The sequence below is a fragment of the Kitasatospora sp. NPDC085879 genome (assembly GCF_040686255.1).
GTDB lineage: Bacteria > Actinomycetota > Actinomycetes > Streptomycetales > Streptomycetaceae > Kitasatospora.
Map to the genome: position 1 here is coordinate 38942 of NZ_JBFBJZ010000055.1, position 14396 is coordinate 53337.

General features: G+C 73.9%; 14 protein-coding genes. 6 read left to right on the forward strand and 8 right to left on the reverse strand.

What is annotated here, in order from left to right; genetic code table 11:
- Nucleotides 1-7: 7 nt before the first annotated feature.
- Nucleotides 8-1564, reverse strand: coding sequence for a pyruvate, phosphate dikinase (locus AB0P35_RS31405; protein ID WP_363517587.1), 1557 nt, complete (start codon nucleotides 1562-1564; stop codon nucleotides 8-10).
- 17 nt (nucleotides 1565-1581) lie between these two features.
- Between AB0P35_RS31405 and AB0P35_RS31410 the strand changes: the two genes are divergently transcribed.
- Nucleotides 1582-2208, forward strand: coding sequence for a transcriptional regulator (locus AB0P35_RS31410; protein WP_363517590.1), 627 nt, complete (start codon nucleotides 1582-1584; stop codon nucleotides 2206-2208).
- Nucleotides 2209-2299: 91 nt separating this feature from the next.
- Here AB0P35_RS31410 and AB0P35_RS31415 read toward each other — a convergent pair whose 3' ends face one another.
- Entirely contained in the window at nucleotides 2300-4777 is a 2478-nt protein-coding gene (locus tag AB0P35_RS31415; protein WP_363517593.1) for an RICIN domain-containing protein, read from the reverse strand.
- 346 nt (nucleotides 4778-5123) lie between these two features.
- The gene (locus AB0P35_RS31420) at nucleotides 5124-6038 is read right to left on the reverse strand and encodes an SDR family oxidoreductase (RefSeq protein ID WP_363517597.1); all 915 of its coding nucleotides are present in this window, start codon (nucleotides 6036-6038) and stop codon (nucleotides 5124-5126) included.
- 384 nt (nucleotides 6039-6422) lie between these two features.
- Between AB0P35_RS31420 and AB0P35_RS31425 the strand changes: the two genes are divergently transcribed.
- Entirely contained in the window at nucleotides 6423-6827 is a 405-nt protein-coding gene (locus tag AB0P35_RS31425; RefSeq protein WP_363517600.1) for a VOC family protein, read from the forward strand.
- A gap of 41 nt (nucleotides 6828-6868) precedes the next feature.
- Here AB0P35_RS31425 and AB0P35_RS31430 read toward each other — a convergent pair whose 3' ends face one another.
- Together AB0P35_RS31430 and AB0P35_RS31435 are read right to left on the reverse strand one after the other, a co-directional pair.
- Nucleotides 6869-7381, reverse strand: a complete 513-nt coding sequence (locus tag AB0P35_RS31430) for a hypothetical protein (protein WP_363517603.1) — start codon at nucleotides 7379-7381, stop codon at nucleotides 6869-6871.
- Nucleotides 7382-7473: 92 nt separating this feature from the next.
- Nucleotides 7474-8286, reverse strand: a complete 813-nt coding sequence (locus AB0P35_RS31435) for a class I SAM-dependent methyltransferase (RefSeq protein WP_363517605.1) — start codon at nucleotides 8284-8286, stop codon at nucleotides 7474-7476.
- A gap of 339 nt (nucleotides 8287-8625) precedes the next feature.
- Here AB0P35_RS31435 and AB0P35_RS31440 point away from each other — a divergent pair, with 339 nt between their 5' ends.
- Complete coding sequence (locus AB0P35_RS31440; RefSeq protein WP_363517608.1) at nucleotides 8626-9999, forward strand: diaminopimelate decarboxylase; 1374 nt, start codon at nucleotides 8626-8628, stop codon at nucleotides 9997-9999.
- A 62-nt stretch (nucleotides 10000-10061) separates the two neighbouring features.
- Here AB0P35_RS31440 and AB0P35_RS31445 read toward each other — a convergent pair whose 3' ends face one another.
- Nucleotides 10062-10553: a DUF1269 domain-containing protein gene (locus AB0P35_RS31445; RefSeq protein WP_095878461.1), complete on the reverse strand. Its 492-nt coding sequence runs from the start codon at nucleotides 10551-10553 to the stop codon at nucleotides 10062-10064.
- A 196-nt stretch (nucleotides 10554-10749) separates the two neighbouring features.
- Between AB0P35_RS31445 and AB0P35_RS31450 the strand changes: the two genes are divergently transcribed.
- Together AB0P35_RS31450 and AB0P35_RS31455 are read left to right on the forward strand one after the other, a co-directional pair.
- Nucleotides 10750-11178 carry a hypothetical protein gene (locus tag AB0P35_RS31450; protein ID WP_363517613.1) on the forward strand — a complete coding sequence of 143 codons (429 nt, stop codon included), beginning with the start codon at nucleotides 10750-10752 and terminating at the stop codon, nucleotides 11176-11178.
- Nucleotides 11179-11238: 60 nt separating this feature from the next.
- Nucleotides 11239-11997 carry a dienelactone hydrolase family protein gene (locus AB0P35_RS31455; protein WP_363517616.1) on the forward strand — a complete coding sequence of 253 codons (759 nt, stop codon included), beginning with the start codon at nucleotides 11239-11241 and terminating at the stop codon, nucleotides 11995-11997.
- Nucleotides 11998-12058: 61 nt separating this feature from the next.
- Here AB0P35_RS31455 and AB0P35_RS31460 read toward each other — a convergent pair whose 3' ends face one another.
- The gene (locus AB0P35_RS31460) at nucleotides 12059-12697 is read right to left on the reverse strand and encodes an NAD(P)H-binding protein (RefSeq protein ID WP_363517618.1); all 639 of its coding nucleotides are present in this window, start codon (nucleotides 12695-12697) and stop codon (nucleotides 12059-12061) included.
- A 19-nt stretch (nucleotides 12698-12716) separates the two neighbouring features.
- Nucleotides 12717-13643, reverse strand: coding sequence for an EamA family transporter (locus AB0P35_RS31465; protein WP_363517621.1), 927 nt, complete (start codon nucleotides 13641-13643; stop codon nucleotides 12717-12719).
- Between the two features lie 45 nt (nucleotides 13644-13688).
- Between AB0P35_RS31465 and AB0P35_RS31470 the strand changes: the two genes are divergently transcribed.
- Nucleotides 13689-14186: a MarR family transcriptional regulator gene (locus tag AB0P35_RS31470; RefSeq protein ID WP_363517623.1), complete on the forward strand. Its 498-nt coding sequence runs from the start codon at nucleotides 13689-13691 to the stop codon at nucleotides 14184-14186.
- Nucleotides 14187-14396 lie beyond the last annotated feature (210 nt).

Sequence of the window (14396 nt, forward strand, 5' to 3'; positions counted from 1 at the left end):
CCGGCCGTCACATCCCGGGACGCAGGACGGCGTGCGCCGCGGCGAGACGCTCCACCGCACCCCCGTGCGCCGAGCCACCGCCGGAGACCTCGTCGGCCCAGCCGAGAAAGCGCCGCAGATACGGGTCCTCCGCGGCCGCCACGACCGGCCGGGCACCGAGCGCGACCTCGCCACCGGTGCCGTCCACGGTGACCACCGCGCCCTCCGCGACCGTCCGCCCGCCGACCCGCAGGCGACCGCCCGGCACGTCGACCACCAGCCCGGCCACACCCACCACGGCCGGCCGGCCCATCGACCGTGCCACCACCGCGGCATGGCTCGCCGGCCCGCCGAGGGCCGTCACCACACCCGCGGCGGCCGCCAGGCCGTGCAGGTCCAGCGGCGAGGTCTGCGGACGCACCAGCACGACCGGCCCGTCCGCCGCCATCCGGACGGCCGCGTCTGCCGTCACCGCCACCCGCCCCGCCGCCACACCCGGGGACGCACCCAGACCGCGGGCCAGCAGCCCCCCGCCGCCGACGGGCGCCATCCGCGGCGCACCGGCAGCCCGCAGCTGCCCGGGTGCGACCCTGAGCAGGGCCTCCGACCGCCCGATCACCCCGCGGTCGGCGAGGTCCACCGCGACCCGCACCCCCGCCGCGCCGGCGAAGCGCCCGGGCCGCATCTGCAACAGCCACAGCCGGCCCGACTCGAAGGTGAACTCCAGGTAGCAGGCGTCCCGGCAGTGCCGCTCGATTCGCTCCAACGCCCCCCGCAGCTCCGCCAGGACCCGCGGCTCCCTCCCCGCCAGGTCGGCCAGCGGCCGGACCGCGGCGCCCCCGGAGACGACGTCCTCGCCCTGACCGCCCAGCAGGACGTCGCCGCAGGGCCCCGGTTCGCCGTTGCGCGGATCCCTGCTGAACGCCACGCCGGTGCCGCTGCGCCCGTCGCGGTTGCCGAACACCATCGCCTGGACGGTGACGGCGGTGCCGAGGCCCTCCGGGACACCGTTCAGCGCGCGGTACGTCCGGGCCCGTGGCGAGTCCCAGGACCGGAACACGGCCCCGACCGCCCGCAGCAGCTGCTCCCGCGCGTCCGCCGGCACCGCGCCGGTGCCGGTGCCGTCGACGGCGGGCCCGGCGTCCGCGGCCCGGCCGGCCAGCACGGCCGAGAGTCCGGTGAGCAGCCGCTGCCCGCAGTCGCGGACGAAGCCAGGCTCGCCGGTCTCGGCGGCCAGCCCCGCCGCGGCGTCCTCGGTGAGCCCGACGTTCAGCACCGTCGCCATCATGCCGGGCATCGGGACCTCGGCCCCCGAGCGGACGGCCACCAGCAGCGGACGCTCCGGCCCGCCGAAGCGCCGCCCGGTCGCCGCCTCCAGGCCGGCCACCGCGGCCGCGAGTTCGGCGGCGAGGCCGTCGGGCAGACGCCCCTCACGCAGGAAGGCCCGGCAGGCCGCCGTACCGATCACGAAACCCGGCGGCACCGGCAGCCCGAGCCGCCGCAGCGCCACCAGGCCGTGCGCCTTGCCGCCCAGGACCTCCGCCGACTCCGCGAGATCCGCCGACAGCGGGTGGATCCAGGTCACGGCTGTAGCATACGGGCGTGCCCGATCTGCCCCACCGGACCAGCCCCGACCTGCTGGTACTCCACACCCTGCGCTGCACCGGATTCGCCGAACTGGCCCGGGTGGCGGCGGCCGCCGGTCTCCCGGAGGCCGACGCCGAATCGGAGCTGATCGACCTCGCGGTGGCCGGCCTGGTCACCCGGATCTCCGGCGCCTTCGGCGGCTGGGGTCCGACCGAGGCGGGCCGGGAGGCCGACGCCGAACGGATCGCGGCCGAACTCGCGTCCGCCGGCACCCGGCCGGCGGTCGAGCAGGCCTACGAGCGCTTCCTCGTCCTCAACCCGGAGCTGCTCGACCTCTGCACGGCCTGGCAGACCCGCCCGGTCGACGGCGCGATGGCCCTCAACGACCACGCGGACTCCGCCTACGACACGCTCGTCCTGGCCCGGCTCACCGACCTCGACCGCCGCGCCACCGAGGTGTGCGCCGAGCTGTCCGCCGCGCTGGAGCGTTTCGGGCGCTACCGCCACCGCCTGGCCGACGCCCTCGCCCGCGCGCAGACCGGGGAGCTCGCCGCCGTGACGGAGACCACCGACTCGTACCACGCCGTCTGGTTCCAGCTCCACGAGGACCTGCTCACCACCCTCGGCATCCCGCGGGACTGAACGCGGGCGCCCGCCGCCACGGACGTGCGGCAGGGCCCCGCGGTCGACCGCCCCGCGGGGCCCTGCCCGTGGCCGTTCCGCCGACGCGGTGTCAGCCGATGGTCCAGCGCTGCAGCGCCGAGCCGGTGTCCGCCTGCTGGGTCACCGCGGCGCCGTCGGCGGTGGAGGCGGTGGTCAGCAGCAGGCCGCTCTTCTGCGAGGTGATCCGGTAGCCGCCGGTGACGGCGGTGACCACCCAGCGCTGGTTGGTGCCGCCGGTGCAGGCCCACTGGATCACCCGGGCGCCGGCCGCGGTGGAGCCGTCCTTGACGTCCATGCAGAGGTTGGACTCGCCGTTGACGACCTGGTAGCTGCCGTCGGACTGCTGGGTGAACACCCAGCTCTGGTTGGGTCCGCCGTTGGGCGCCCAGGTGACCAACTGGGTGCCCTGGACGGTGGAGTGGCCCGGGTCGTCCAGCGCCTTGCCGGAGGCGGTGAGAGTGTGGCTGCCGTTGAGGGCCGGGTTCACCGCCCAGCTGAAGGCGGTCGTGCCGGTGGCCGTGCCCGAGGAGGCAGTGACCGTCACCGTCGAGGAGCCGGCGGTGGTGGGCGTGCCGCTGATCAGGCCGGAGGCGCTGACGGCGAGGCCGGCGGGCAGGCCGGTCGCGGAGAAGGTGAGCGCCTTGCCCGCCGAGTCGGTGCCGGTGAGCTGCAGCGAGACCGCCGTGTTCACCTTCGTCGACTGGTTGCCGGGGTTGCCGACCGTGACGGTCTCCGGCGCCGCGCCGGTCGCCGTCAGTGTCAGGGTCTGCTCGGCTGCGGTGCGGGCGCCGCCGACCGGGCCGCCGGCGGTGTCCGTCCAGCTCCGGACGGGCGTGGTCTCGGCGAGCCGGCCGGTCGTCGAGCTCAGCCCGAGGACCAGCCCGCTGTAGCGGTTGACCAGCTTGAAGGCGCCGGTGGCCGCCCCCGCGGTGGTGGTGCCGGGGATCACCCACCACTGCTGCCCGACCGCAGGGCCGTTCGCGGGCGCCGCGGTGGCGGTGGGCTGGGCGCCCCAGGCCCGGCCGGAGACGGCGGCGGAGTCCACCCCGAGCAACTGGCCGGTGGAGGCGTTGGCGATCCGGTAGGAGCCGTCGCCGTTGGCCGCGAAGGTCCACGACTCCAGGGCGGAGCCGGTGGCGGAGGCGACCGAGGTGGTGGTGGAGCCGCCGGAGACCTGCGCGAGGACCCGGCCGGCGCCGTTCGCGATCCGGTAGGACCTGGACAGGTCGACGGGCGGCCCGGCCGGCGCCGAGGAGCCGACGGTGACGTTCACGTACTGACCGGAGGCGCCGCCCGAGCAGCCGAACGCGCAGTAGGAGCGGAAGGACCGGCCGACGACGGTGGAGTTGGTGCGGTTCGCGCCGTCGAGGAACCAGCGGTACCAGGAGGCCGTGTGGTAGCCGCCGGTGTCGCCCAGCAGGAACCACTTCTGGGTGGCGAGGTTGTCGGTGGCGTAGAACTGCTGCGGCGCGTTGCCGCTCTGGTCGACCGCCTGCGGCTCACCGATGTACAGACCGAGGTAGGCGTTGTACGTGACGTCCATGACGAACATCGGCGAGGTCGCGGGCATCGTGCCGGCCGCGATCTGCTGCGCGGAGGTGCCGGTGTTCGCCGGGGCGTACTCGCCCGTCGTCGGGGTGTAGCCGGTCGTGCTCGACGCGTCGACGGGCACCATGTTGCTCTCCCGGCCGCCCGTGCCCGGCTGTGTCCAGGCGCCGTCGTACCACTTCTGCCAGGAGCCGGGCGCCATCTTCGCGGAGATCGGCGCGCGGGCCACGTGTTCGTGGAAGGCCTTCCAGCCGCCGGACTTGTCGACCACGCGCGAGCCGTAGAAGACGTAGAAGTACCCCGAGGCGGTGTCGACGAACAGCCGCTGGTCGCCGTCGCCGTAGTAGTACGTCTGGTTGGGGAACTGCGCGGTGTCGCCGCGGGCGGTGCTGTACGGCGAGGTGATGACGTGGTCGCGGATCGACCAGGTCCGGCCCTGGTCGGTGGAGACCGCGTAGTCGATGGCGTCGAAGTGCAGGCCGTCCCCGAACGGCTGCGGAGTGAACTCGTTGTGCACCAGCCCGTACCAGTCGCCGGTGTCCGGGTCGACCCAGACGCCGGAGAGGTCGCAGTAGTTCTTGTGCGCGTAACCCGTGGAGCCCGCCGCGGCGGTGGCCGTGAGGCCGGTCGGGCTGTTGTTGCAGCGCCAGGTGGTGTCGTTGTTCCGGTCGTTCGCGTTGGCCGGGTTCACCGCGTTGCTGACCGCGGACGAACGGGTGGCGGTGTCGAAGTCCGTGCCGGTGAAGAAGTCCCAGTAGCGGGGGTCGCTCGCGCCGTACAGCGCGGCCGACTGCTGGAACCAGAAGGTGCCGTCCTTGTCGGTGAAGACCGCGGCCGGAGTGTCGGTCGGATGGGTGTACGTGACCGGCGCGGAGACACCGACCGTGTACGTGGTGCCGGCGGGCGGCGCGGCGGCGGACGGGGGAGCGGTGGCGGTCGCCGATGCCAGGGCGGCGGCGGCCAGCCCGGCGGCGAAGGCGCTGCGCAGGGGAGCGGGCACGAGGGCTCCTTCCGTGGCGGTGCACGGGTGGGGGAACGGCGGGTGGATCGGTGGGGGGATCGGTGCGGGGCAGCGCCGGGGCCCACCCGCGGTGCTGCCGAGTGCGCGTGATGCGCGACGCTGCTCAACGATCATGCGCGAAGTTGCTCGTAAAGTGCTTGTTGAAAGCAGCTTCGAGCACACCGTGGCAGCGCCCGCCGGAGGGTGTCAAGGGGTGCGCCCACGCTCCCCGCACGGCTCCCCGAAACCCGCCCCACCAGCGACAAAAGTCCAAGTCCTGCCCCACGGCTGTCCTTTGACACCGCCCCCCGACCGGGCCAGACTCCCGCCAGGACCCGCGCCCGGCTCAGCGGTAGCCGGTGGCGTCCGCGGGCAGATCCGGGTCCTGGACCTCGACGAGGTAGCGCCAGGCGTCCGGGCGGCTGCCGTCGCGGTCGGTGAAGCCGTAGACCCGGGCGAGACCGCCGCTGGAGAGGGACTGCCCGTTCCAGCGGCCCACCTCGGGGTCGGCGGCCAGGGCGGCGACGGCCCGGCCGACGTAGAACGGGGTCTCGGAGATGCAGAAGTGCGGCTGGAGCTCCAGCGCGTCCCGCCAGGTCTCCTCCGTCACGCCGAAGTGGTCCAGCATGATCTCCGACCGCATCCACCCTGGCGTCAGCGCCACGGCGGTCGCGCCGCGCGGGCCCAGCTCCTTCCCGAGGGCGAAGCCCATCCGCAGGACGGAGGTCTTGGCGAGGTCGTAGAAGAACGAGACCCGGTAGGTGTCCCGGTTGTACTCGGCGGTGCCGTCGGTGACCTCGACCACCAGGCCGCCCGGGTGCCGCAGCAGCAGGGGAAGCGCGTGGTGGCTCGTGATCGCATGCGTCTCCACCGCGAGGCGGAGCAGCCGCAGCCCCTTGTCGAGATCGTGCTCCCACACCGGGGTGTCCCAGGCGAACAGGTGCTCGCCACCCCAGATGTCGTTCACCAGGACGTCCAGCCGGCCCTGTTCGGCGTCGATGCGGTCGACCAGCGCGCGGACCTGCTCGGACACCAGATGGTCGGTGGGAACGGCGATGCCGAGGCCGCCCGCCGCGGTCACCAGATCGGCGGTGTCCTCGATCGTCTCGGGGCGGTCGTACTCCGAGCGCCGCGCCCGCGTGGTCCGGCCGGTGACGTACACCGTCGCCCCCGCCGCGCCCAGTTCCACCGCGATTCCGCGACCGGCGCCCCGGGTCGCCCCGGCGACGAGCGCGACCCTGCCCTGCAGTGCTCCGGCCATGTCCGGAGTCTACGGAGCGGCCGCCCGGGTGTCCCGTGCGCCGCGCGTGGGCGACCGCGGTTCAGCCGTGCGACGTGAGGGGCTCGCGGCAGCCGCAGGTACGCCGACTGACGATCCGTCCGTGGGCGGCGGGTGGGGCGTGCCCGGACCCGTGCCCGGACCCGGCAAGCCGGCCCGCCGGAACGGCGTTGCCCCGCTCGCGGGCGGACGCTACTGTCGGTCGGGTGACTGCCGGGTCGGCCATGGGCCACACACGAGACGGGCACCCGGCCTCGGCTTGAGCACGAGGCGGGGCAGGGCCCCGCCGTTCTCTCCACGTCCTCGCTGCAAGCGCCCTCCGCGGCGCACCGCCGCCGCGGCCCCACGACCCGGAGAGAACCCACTATGACCGACGAGCACACCATCAGCACCGTGCAGCTCAACCACACCGCCGTCTACGCCCGCGACCGGCGGGCGTCCGCCGAATTCCTCGCCGGCATCCTCGGACTGGAGGTCGGCAGGCCGTTCGGCCCCTTCCTGCCCGTCGACCTCGGCAGCGGCGTCACCCTCGACTACTACGAGAAGCGCGACGAGCCGATCCAGTCCCAGCACTACGCCTTCCTCGTCCCCGACCGGGAGTTCGACGGCATGATCGCCCGGCTGGAGGCCGCCGGCACCACCTACTACGCCGACCCGAACCACACCGACCCCGGCCACACCAACGACTGGTTCGGTGGGCGCGGCGCCTACTTCGAGGACCCGGACGGCCACAACATGGAGATCATGACCCGGCCGTACGTCCGGCCCTGATCGTCCCGGTGGACCTGTCAGGCGCCCCCGACCGGCCGCTCTCAGTCCCGCTGGTACGGCGCCGCCGAGAGGTCGGCGGCGCCGACCACCGCGATGAGTTCGAGCGGGAACTCCGTGTCGGCCTGGCCGACGGTGAGCGCGAGCCACCGGCCGGACTCCGGAAGCGGCCACACCTGCATGCTGCACGCCAGCATCGAGAGCGAGTCGAGCGGTTCCGGCACCTCGACACCGTCGAAGCCGGCCTGCAGACACGCCCACAGGTCGACGGTGTCCGGACCCGCCCCCCAGCGGGCGGTCAGGGCTGCGGAGAGCGCGTCGAGGTGCGCCGCCATCTCCTCCTCGGCCGCCTCGCGGTCCCCCATCCCGCAGTCCCAGAAATCGCGGCTCGCCCTCAGGATGCACACACGGTACCCGGGGCCGCCCCAGCCGGCGTCGGCCCGGCACGGCTGCCCCGGGAGCGGCGCGCCGAGCAACTCGTCGACGGCCCGCAGGTGTTCGTCGCGAGCCCGGGAGTGGGCGTCAGCAGGGGTGAGGGAGGAGGGGGCGGCGGTCATGCGCGCAGGCTACCTCCGCCCCCGGACAGTCCCGGCCGCAGAATCGAAGACCGTCCGGGCCACCGTGGGACACTCCCGCCGAATCGAGTGGCTCAAGCCTTCTCGGCGCGGATCGAGTAGGTCAGGGGAACGCGCGGAGCGCCCGCAGGATGCCGATAGACGTCGCCGTCGTGGGGCTCAAGCGACTGGCGTTGGAGGTAGAAGGTGTGGTCGTGCTCGTGGAGGAACCGGATCCGTAGCCCGGCTCCGGCGATCGCCGAGACGACGGTCGACAGACTGTGCCGCCACTCGACGGTGTCGTTGTTCTCGGTCGTTGCCGCCTCGTCGGCGAAGGTGCCGGGGCCTCCCGAGGCTTCCGGACCTTCATCGAAGTAGTCGTGCGTGACCGTGCTTCCGGTCTCGTCGTCGAGGACGAAGCTGAAGGGATGGAACTCGGCAAGGTACAGGAACCCGGCGGGAGCGAGGAGTTCAGCGACCACCGACGCCCAGCGGCTGATGTCGGGAAGCCAGTTCAGTGCCCCGAAGCTGGCGTAGACGATGTCGAAGGTCTCTCCCCCGACCGCCGAGGCCGCGTCGTAGACGTCCGCGGTCAGGAAGCGTGCGTCCATGCCGAGTTCGGTTGCGAGTCGTGAAGCCGCTTCGATCGCGGGTGGAGAGAAGTCCAGCCCGGTGACCTGTGCTCCTCGGGCCGCCCACGACAGCGTGTCCCGGCCGAAGTGGCACTGCAGATGGATCAGGCGCTTGCCCCTGACATCCCCCACCTCGGCAGTCTCGAAGTCCTTCAGCGAATCGGGCCGGGCGCGGAACTCCTCCATGTCGTAGAGGGCTGCGCCCAGATGAATGGGCACCCGCTCGTCCCAGTACGCCTTGTTCAACTCCCGCCAGCGCCCTGCCAGGTCACCCATGAATCGGGACGATACACGGCGGCGGGCTGGCCTACTACGCTGTCGGACTCGCCAACCAGCCGGTGGCCACCAGCGGCTCGAACGGCTCTCGAAACCGACCGGATGCACATGAAGGGACGGCACTGCCAACGCTCGGTCGATCGCGCCGGCACCGCCCGCGTTCTGACGTGCGGCAGCGGTGGTTCTGCCGGCCACGGGCGACCCCAGAGATGTTCTCCGGCAGATCCACGGCATCCGGCCGCCCGCTCCCGATGCTGGACAGGACAGGGTGCGACAGGCTCGACAGGGTGGGACAGACCCGACAGGGTTCGGCACGTTCGGCCGGGAGGAGCGGGCACGGTGGAGAGCGCACACGAGCACGAAGGGCTTCGCCGGATCGACGCCCATCGGCGCGACCGCGTCGTCCGGGCGGCGGCAGCGGCCGGGCTGGTGGGGGAGCGGCACGTGGCGGCGGGCTTCCTGGACGTCGACGGGGTACGCCGGACGGTCGCCGACCTGCACGCCGCCTTCGGCCAGGACGTCCCGGTGCTGCACACCTTCGCCGTCAAGGCGGCCGCCCTTGTGCCGGTGCTGCGGCTGGTCGCAGACGCCGGGATGGGCTGCGAGGTGGCGAGCCCCGGCGAACTGGCGCTCGCCCGGGCCGCGGGCGTCCCGGCCGACCGGATCGTCCTGGACTCCCCGGCCAAGACCGACGCCGAACTCGCCGAGGCGCTCGGCCTGGGCGTGGCCGTCAACGCGGACAACCTCCAGGAGCTGGATCGGACCGCTGCCCTGCTCGCCGTCCGCCGCAGCGCCTCCGTGCTGGGCCTGCGGGTCAACCCGCAGGTGGGGGCGGGCACGATCGGCGCGATGAGCACCGCCTCCGAGCACTCCAAGTTCGGTGTGCCGTTGCGCGACCCGGGCGCCCGCGAGCGCGTCCTGGACGCCTTAGACCGGTACCCGTGGCTCACCCGGCTGCACGTCCACGTCGGTTCGCAGGGCTGCTGGCCCGACCTGATCGCGGCCGGGGTCCGCGCCACCTGGGAGCTCGCCGAGGAGGTCAACCGCCGGGCGGGCCGCCGTCAGGTCACCTCCGTCGACCTCGGCGGCGGACTGCCCGTCAACTTCGACGACGACGAGGTCCGCCCGACCCACGCCGAGTACGCCGCACACCTGCGGGCCGCCGTCCCCGGCCTGTTCGGCGGCGACTACTCGCTGGTCACCGAGTTCGGCCGGTCCGTCGTCGCCAAGCACGGCTTCACCGCCGCCCGCGTCGAGTACACCAAGGAGGTCGGCGGCCGCCGGATCGCCCTCACCCACGCCGGCGCCCACCTCGCCACCCGCACGGTGTTCATGCCCGACGCCTGGCCGCTGCGGGTCGGCGTGCACCACCCGGACGGGACACCGCGCCGGGGCCCCGAGGAGGTGCAGGACGTCGCCGGGCCGTGCTGCTTCGCCGGCGACCTGGTCGCCCGCGGCCGCGCCCTGCCGCGGATCGAGCCCGGCGACCTGGTCGTCCTGCACGACACCGGCGGCTACTACACCTCCGCCCCCTGGGCCTACAACAGCATCGCCAGGCCGGCCGTGCACGGCTTCACTACGGCCGGCGGCCAGGTCCGGTTCGCCACCGTCCGGACCGAGCAGACGCTCGCCGAGATCGCCGCCGAGGCGGGCGGCGCCCACGCCGACACTCTGACTTCACTTGCCCGCGGCGGCCCGGGCGGCGAGCGGTGAGCGCGCTCGGCACCGGGATCCGCCCGGGCGCCGAGCTGCGTCGCCCGGGCCGCCGGGCCCGGTCACTCGTCCTCGGCGAAGGTCTCCCGCAGCGCGGCCTCCTGCTCCGCGGACAGGTTCGTCTGGATGAGCTCGGCGTGCCGGCCCTCGAACGCGGGCGCCACCTTGTCGAGCACGGCGTGCGAGCTCAGCAGGAACAGCGCCGAGGTGCCGGGCGTGACCCGCTCGCGCACCTGCTCGATGAACTCGTCGTCGATCCCGACATGGGTGAAGTGCCCGGCGACCGCACCGGCCGCCGCACCCATCGCCATGCCGAGGATGGGGACGAAGAAGATCATGCCGAGCAGCAGGCCCCAGAAGGTGCCGCCCAGCGCGCCCATGCCCGTCAGGTTGCTCAACTGCTTGGTCCTGGGCTTCTTCGCCCCCGCCGGCCAGCTCACCACCGCCCCGTCCCGTACGGTGATCAGCTCCTGGCGCTGCAGGTCCTGCAGCGTCTCCAGCGCCTCATGCGCCCCCTCCGCGGTAGGGAAACGCCACACGGTCAGGCTTGCCATCACCGGCTCCGATCTCGACGGACACACCTCGCCCCGATCGTCGCCGCCGACTGCCCCGGCCGCCACACACACCGTCCGGAGGAGTGAGTGTCGGCGTGTCGGTGCACGTCGGGGCCGTGAACCGGGGAGGACTCGGAGCGAGGATCGGCAGGGGCCGGTCGGCACGAAGGTCCGACCGGGCGGAATCGAGGCGACGATGGCGAACGCACTGAACGGCCGGCGCGACACCGGCAAGGCGTCGAGCGGCGTGGTGGCCGTCGCGGCCGTCCTGCTGCTGCTCGCCGGCGTGCTCAACCTGCTGCGCGGGGTCATGTCCATCGCCGGGGACGACGTCTTCGTCGGCGTCCCGCACTACACCTTCCGGTTCACGCTGACCAGCTGGGGCTGGATCGATCTCGTGCTCGGCGTGCTCTCGATCGTCACCGGTGTCTTCCTCTTCCGTCTCGCCCTCTGGGCCCGGATCGTCGGCGTGGTCGTCGCCGCCCTGCTGATCCTCGCCAACTTCCTCTCCGTCCCGTACTACCCGGTGTGGTCCCTGGTCGTGATCGCCGCCTGCAGCGTCGTCATCTGGGGCATCTGCACCGTCCCCCACCACACCGGCCGAGCCTCTCCGGGCGGTGCCTGACGGTGCCTCAGGAGTGCGGCGTTACACTCCTCGCGGCACGGCACATCGAGAGGGGGCTCCATGTCCGACGGAACGGCTTCGGCGCGGTGGATCAGCCTGGGGGAGGGAGAGGGCCCGGACGGGTACCTCGCCCTGCCCGAGGGGCGCACCGCACGCGGATCGGTGGTGGTCGCCGGTGAGTTCTTCGGCGTCACCGCCCACCTGCGGGGCATCTGCGAACGGCTGGCCGCGGAGGGCTACGCCGCGCTCGCGCCCGACTTCTACTGGCGCCACGCACCGCGCGGCGACTTCGGGTACGACGAGGAGGGCCGGGCCGCGGGGCGCCGGCAGATGACCGCGCTGCGCCGCGAGGAGGTCCTCGCCGACCTCGCCTCGGCCCGCGCCGCGGTCCGGGAGTTCGGCGGCGGGGGCGGCACCGCGGCCCTCGGCTTCAGCCTGGGCGGGCACATCGCCGTCCTCGGCGCCACCGCCGTCCCGTTCGACCTCGTCGTCAGCTACTACGGCGGCTGGTTGCTCGACGGCGGTATCCCGCTGGCCGACCCGGAGCCGCCGGTCGCCCGCAGCTCGGCGATCGCCGCGCACACCGGCTTCCTGCTCGGCTTCTTCGGTGCCGACGACTTCGTGATGTCCCTCGACGAGTGGCACCGGGTCGGCGAACACCTCCACGCCGCGGGCGTGCCGCACGAGCAGGTCACCTACCCGGGCGTCGGTCACGGCTTCTTCAACGACGAGCGGCCCGACACCTACGACGAGAAGGCCGCCACCGACGCCTGGCAGCGCACCCTCGCCGCCCTGTCCCGCCACCTCCGCCACGGCTAGCCTGGCCCGCGCCGCCGGCGTCACCCGGTCGGAGGCCCTTGCCCCCGGCCGGGGGCCGGCGTCAGCGTGCCACGGTGAAGCGGGTGCGGTGGTGGCGGGGGTGTTCGGCCTCGTCGAGGAGGGCCACGGCGAGGTCCTCCATGGAGACGGTGGAGACGCCGTCGGCGTCGACCAGCAGTTCGTCCGCGCCGAGGCGGTAGCGGCCGGTGCGCGGGCCGGGGACGAGCAGGGCGGGCGGGCTGAGGTAGGCCCAGTCGACGATGGAGTCGGCGCGGCAGAGGGCGAGTTGTTCGTTGCAGGCGAGGGCGACGGGGCGCCAGTCGGCCGGGAACTGCGGGTCGTCGAGGACGGTGCGGCCGCTGCCGTCGGGCAGCAGCAGTCCGGCGGCGCCGCCGACCAGCAGCAGTCGGACGCCGGTGCGGGCGAGCCCGGCGAGCAGGGCGGCGGTGGTGACGGCATGGTCGGACTCCCGGCCGGGTGCGGGGCGGGTGGCACCGATCAGGACGTCCTGGCCGGTGCTCAACTCGGCGACGGTGTCGGCGTCGCGGGCGTCGCCGAGCCGCGGCAGGGCGCCGGCCGGCAGGGCGGCCAGGCTCTCGGGGCGGCGGACGACGGCCGTGACCTGGTGGCCGCGGTCGAGGGCCTCGGCGACGATGCGGCGGCCGGTGGCTCCGGCGGCTCCGAGGACGGTGATGCGCATGGCGGGTTGCTCCCGGGGGTCAGTCGACGGACGGGCGGACGAGGGGGCGTTCCGCGCCCCGGGGCGCGGGAGCGGCCGGTGCGGAGGCGGGCCGCCGGCCGGTCTGGGCGAGCACGACCGAGCCGATCGCGAGTGCCGCGCCCAGTAGTTGGAGCACGGTGAGGCGCTGGCCGAGCACCAGCCAGCCGAGCGCGGTCGCGACGAGCGGACTGAGCAGGCCGAGGAAGGTGACGTGGGTGGGGGAGAGCGCACGGATGCCGCGGAACCAGAGGGCGTAGGCGACGGCGGCGCCGATGATCCCGAGGTAGGCGTACCCGGTGAGGTTCCGTGCGGTGAGGTCGGCGGGCGGCGGGCCCTCGACGAGCAGCGATACGGGGAGGAGCAGCAGTCCGCCGGCGACCAGCTGCCAGCCGGTGACGGCGAGCAGCCCGGCGGGCGGGGCCCACCGTTTGCTGAGCACCACGCCGGTGGCCATGACGGCGGCGCCGCCCAGGGCGGCGGCGATGCCGACGGCGTCCGGCCGGGCCTCGGCGCGCAGCACCATGAGGGTGACGCCGGCGATGCCGCCGAAGGCGGCGGCCACCGCCCGGGCGGTGAGCCGTTCACCCAGCAGGAGGGCGGAGAGCCCCAGCACCAGCAGCGGCTGCACCGAGCCGACGGTGGCGGCGAGTCCGCCGGGCAGCCGGTAGGCGGCGACGAACAGCAGGGCGAGGAAGACGCCGATGTTGAGCGCGCCGAGCACCAGCGAGCGCCACCACCAACTGCCGCTCGGCAGACGGCGGGTGAGCAGCACCAGCAGGAGGCCGGCGGGCAGTGCGCGGAGCATGGCGGCGGTGAGCGGCCGGCCGGGCGGCAGCAGTTCGGTGGTCACGAGGTAGGTGGAGCCCCAGACGGCCGGGGCGAACGCGGTCAGCACGAGGACGGCGATGCGTCGATTCCTTAGCACTAAGACAATGTATCTCAGTGCTAAGAGATTCGCTAGGCTGTCCCCATGGCAGACCACGTCGACACCGTCCTCGCCCAGTGGGCCCGGCAGCGCCCCGATCTGGACGTCTCACCGATGGCCGTGATCGGGCGGCTCAAGCGCGTCGCCCTGCTCCTCGAACCCGAGATGCGGCGCACCTTCGCCGCCCACGGGCTCGACGCGGCCTCGTTCGACGTCCTCGCCACCCTGCGGCGCAACGGCCCGGACAACCCGCTGACCCCCGCCCAGCTCATGCGCTCCGCCATGGTCACCTCCGGCGCCATCACCCAGCGCCTCGACCGCCTGCAGGCCAACGGCCTGGTCACCCGGAGCCCCAGCCCCACCGACGGCCGGGTCGTCCTGGTCGCCCTCACCGAGGAGGGCCTCGCCCTCGTCGAACGCGCCCTGCCCGACCACCTCGCCACCGAGGAGCGCCTGCTCGGCGGCCTCTCCGCGGCCGAACGGGACGGCCTCGCCACCGTGCTGCGCACGCTGCTGGAGACCTTGGAGGAGCCCGACCGCTGACGGGCGGACAGGGTCCGTACAGTGGCCGCCATGCAGAGCACCCCCGTCCTCGTGGACGCCGCCGCGGCCGCGTCGGTCGCGGCCGCGCTGTGGCAGGCCCCGCGCGTACAGCCCCCACCCCCCCCCGCGCCCCCCCCCGGGGGCCGACCCGGGACACCCCCCCCTGCGGCCCCCGGCCCCCCCACACCACCCGGCTAAAAAAAACCAAAA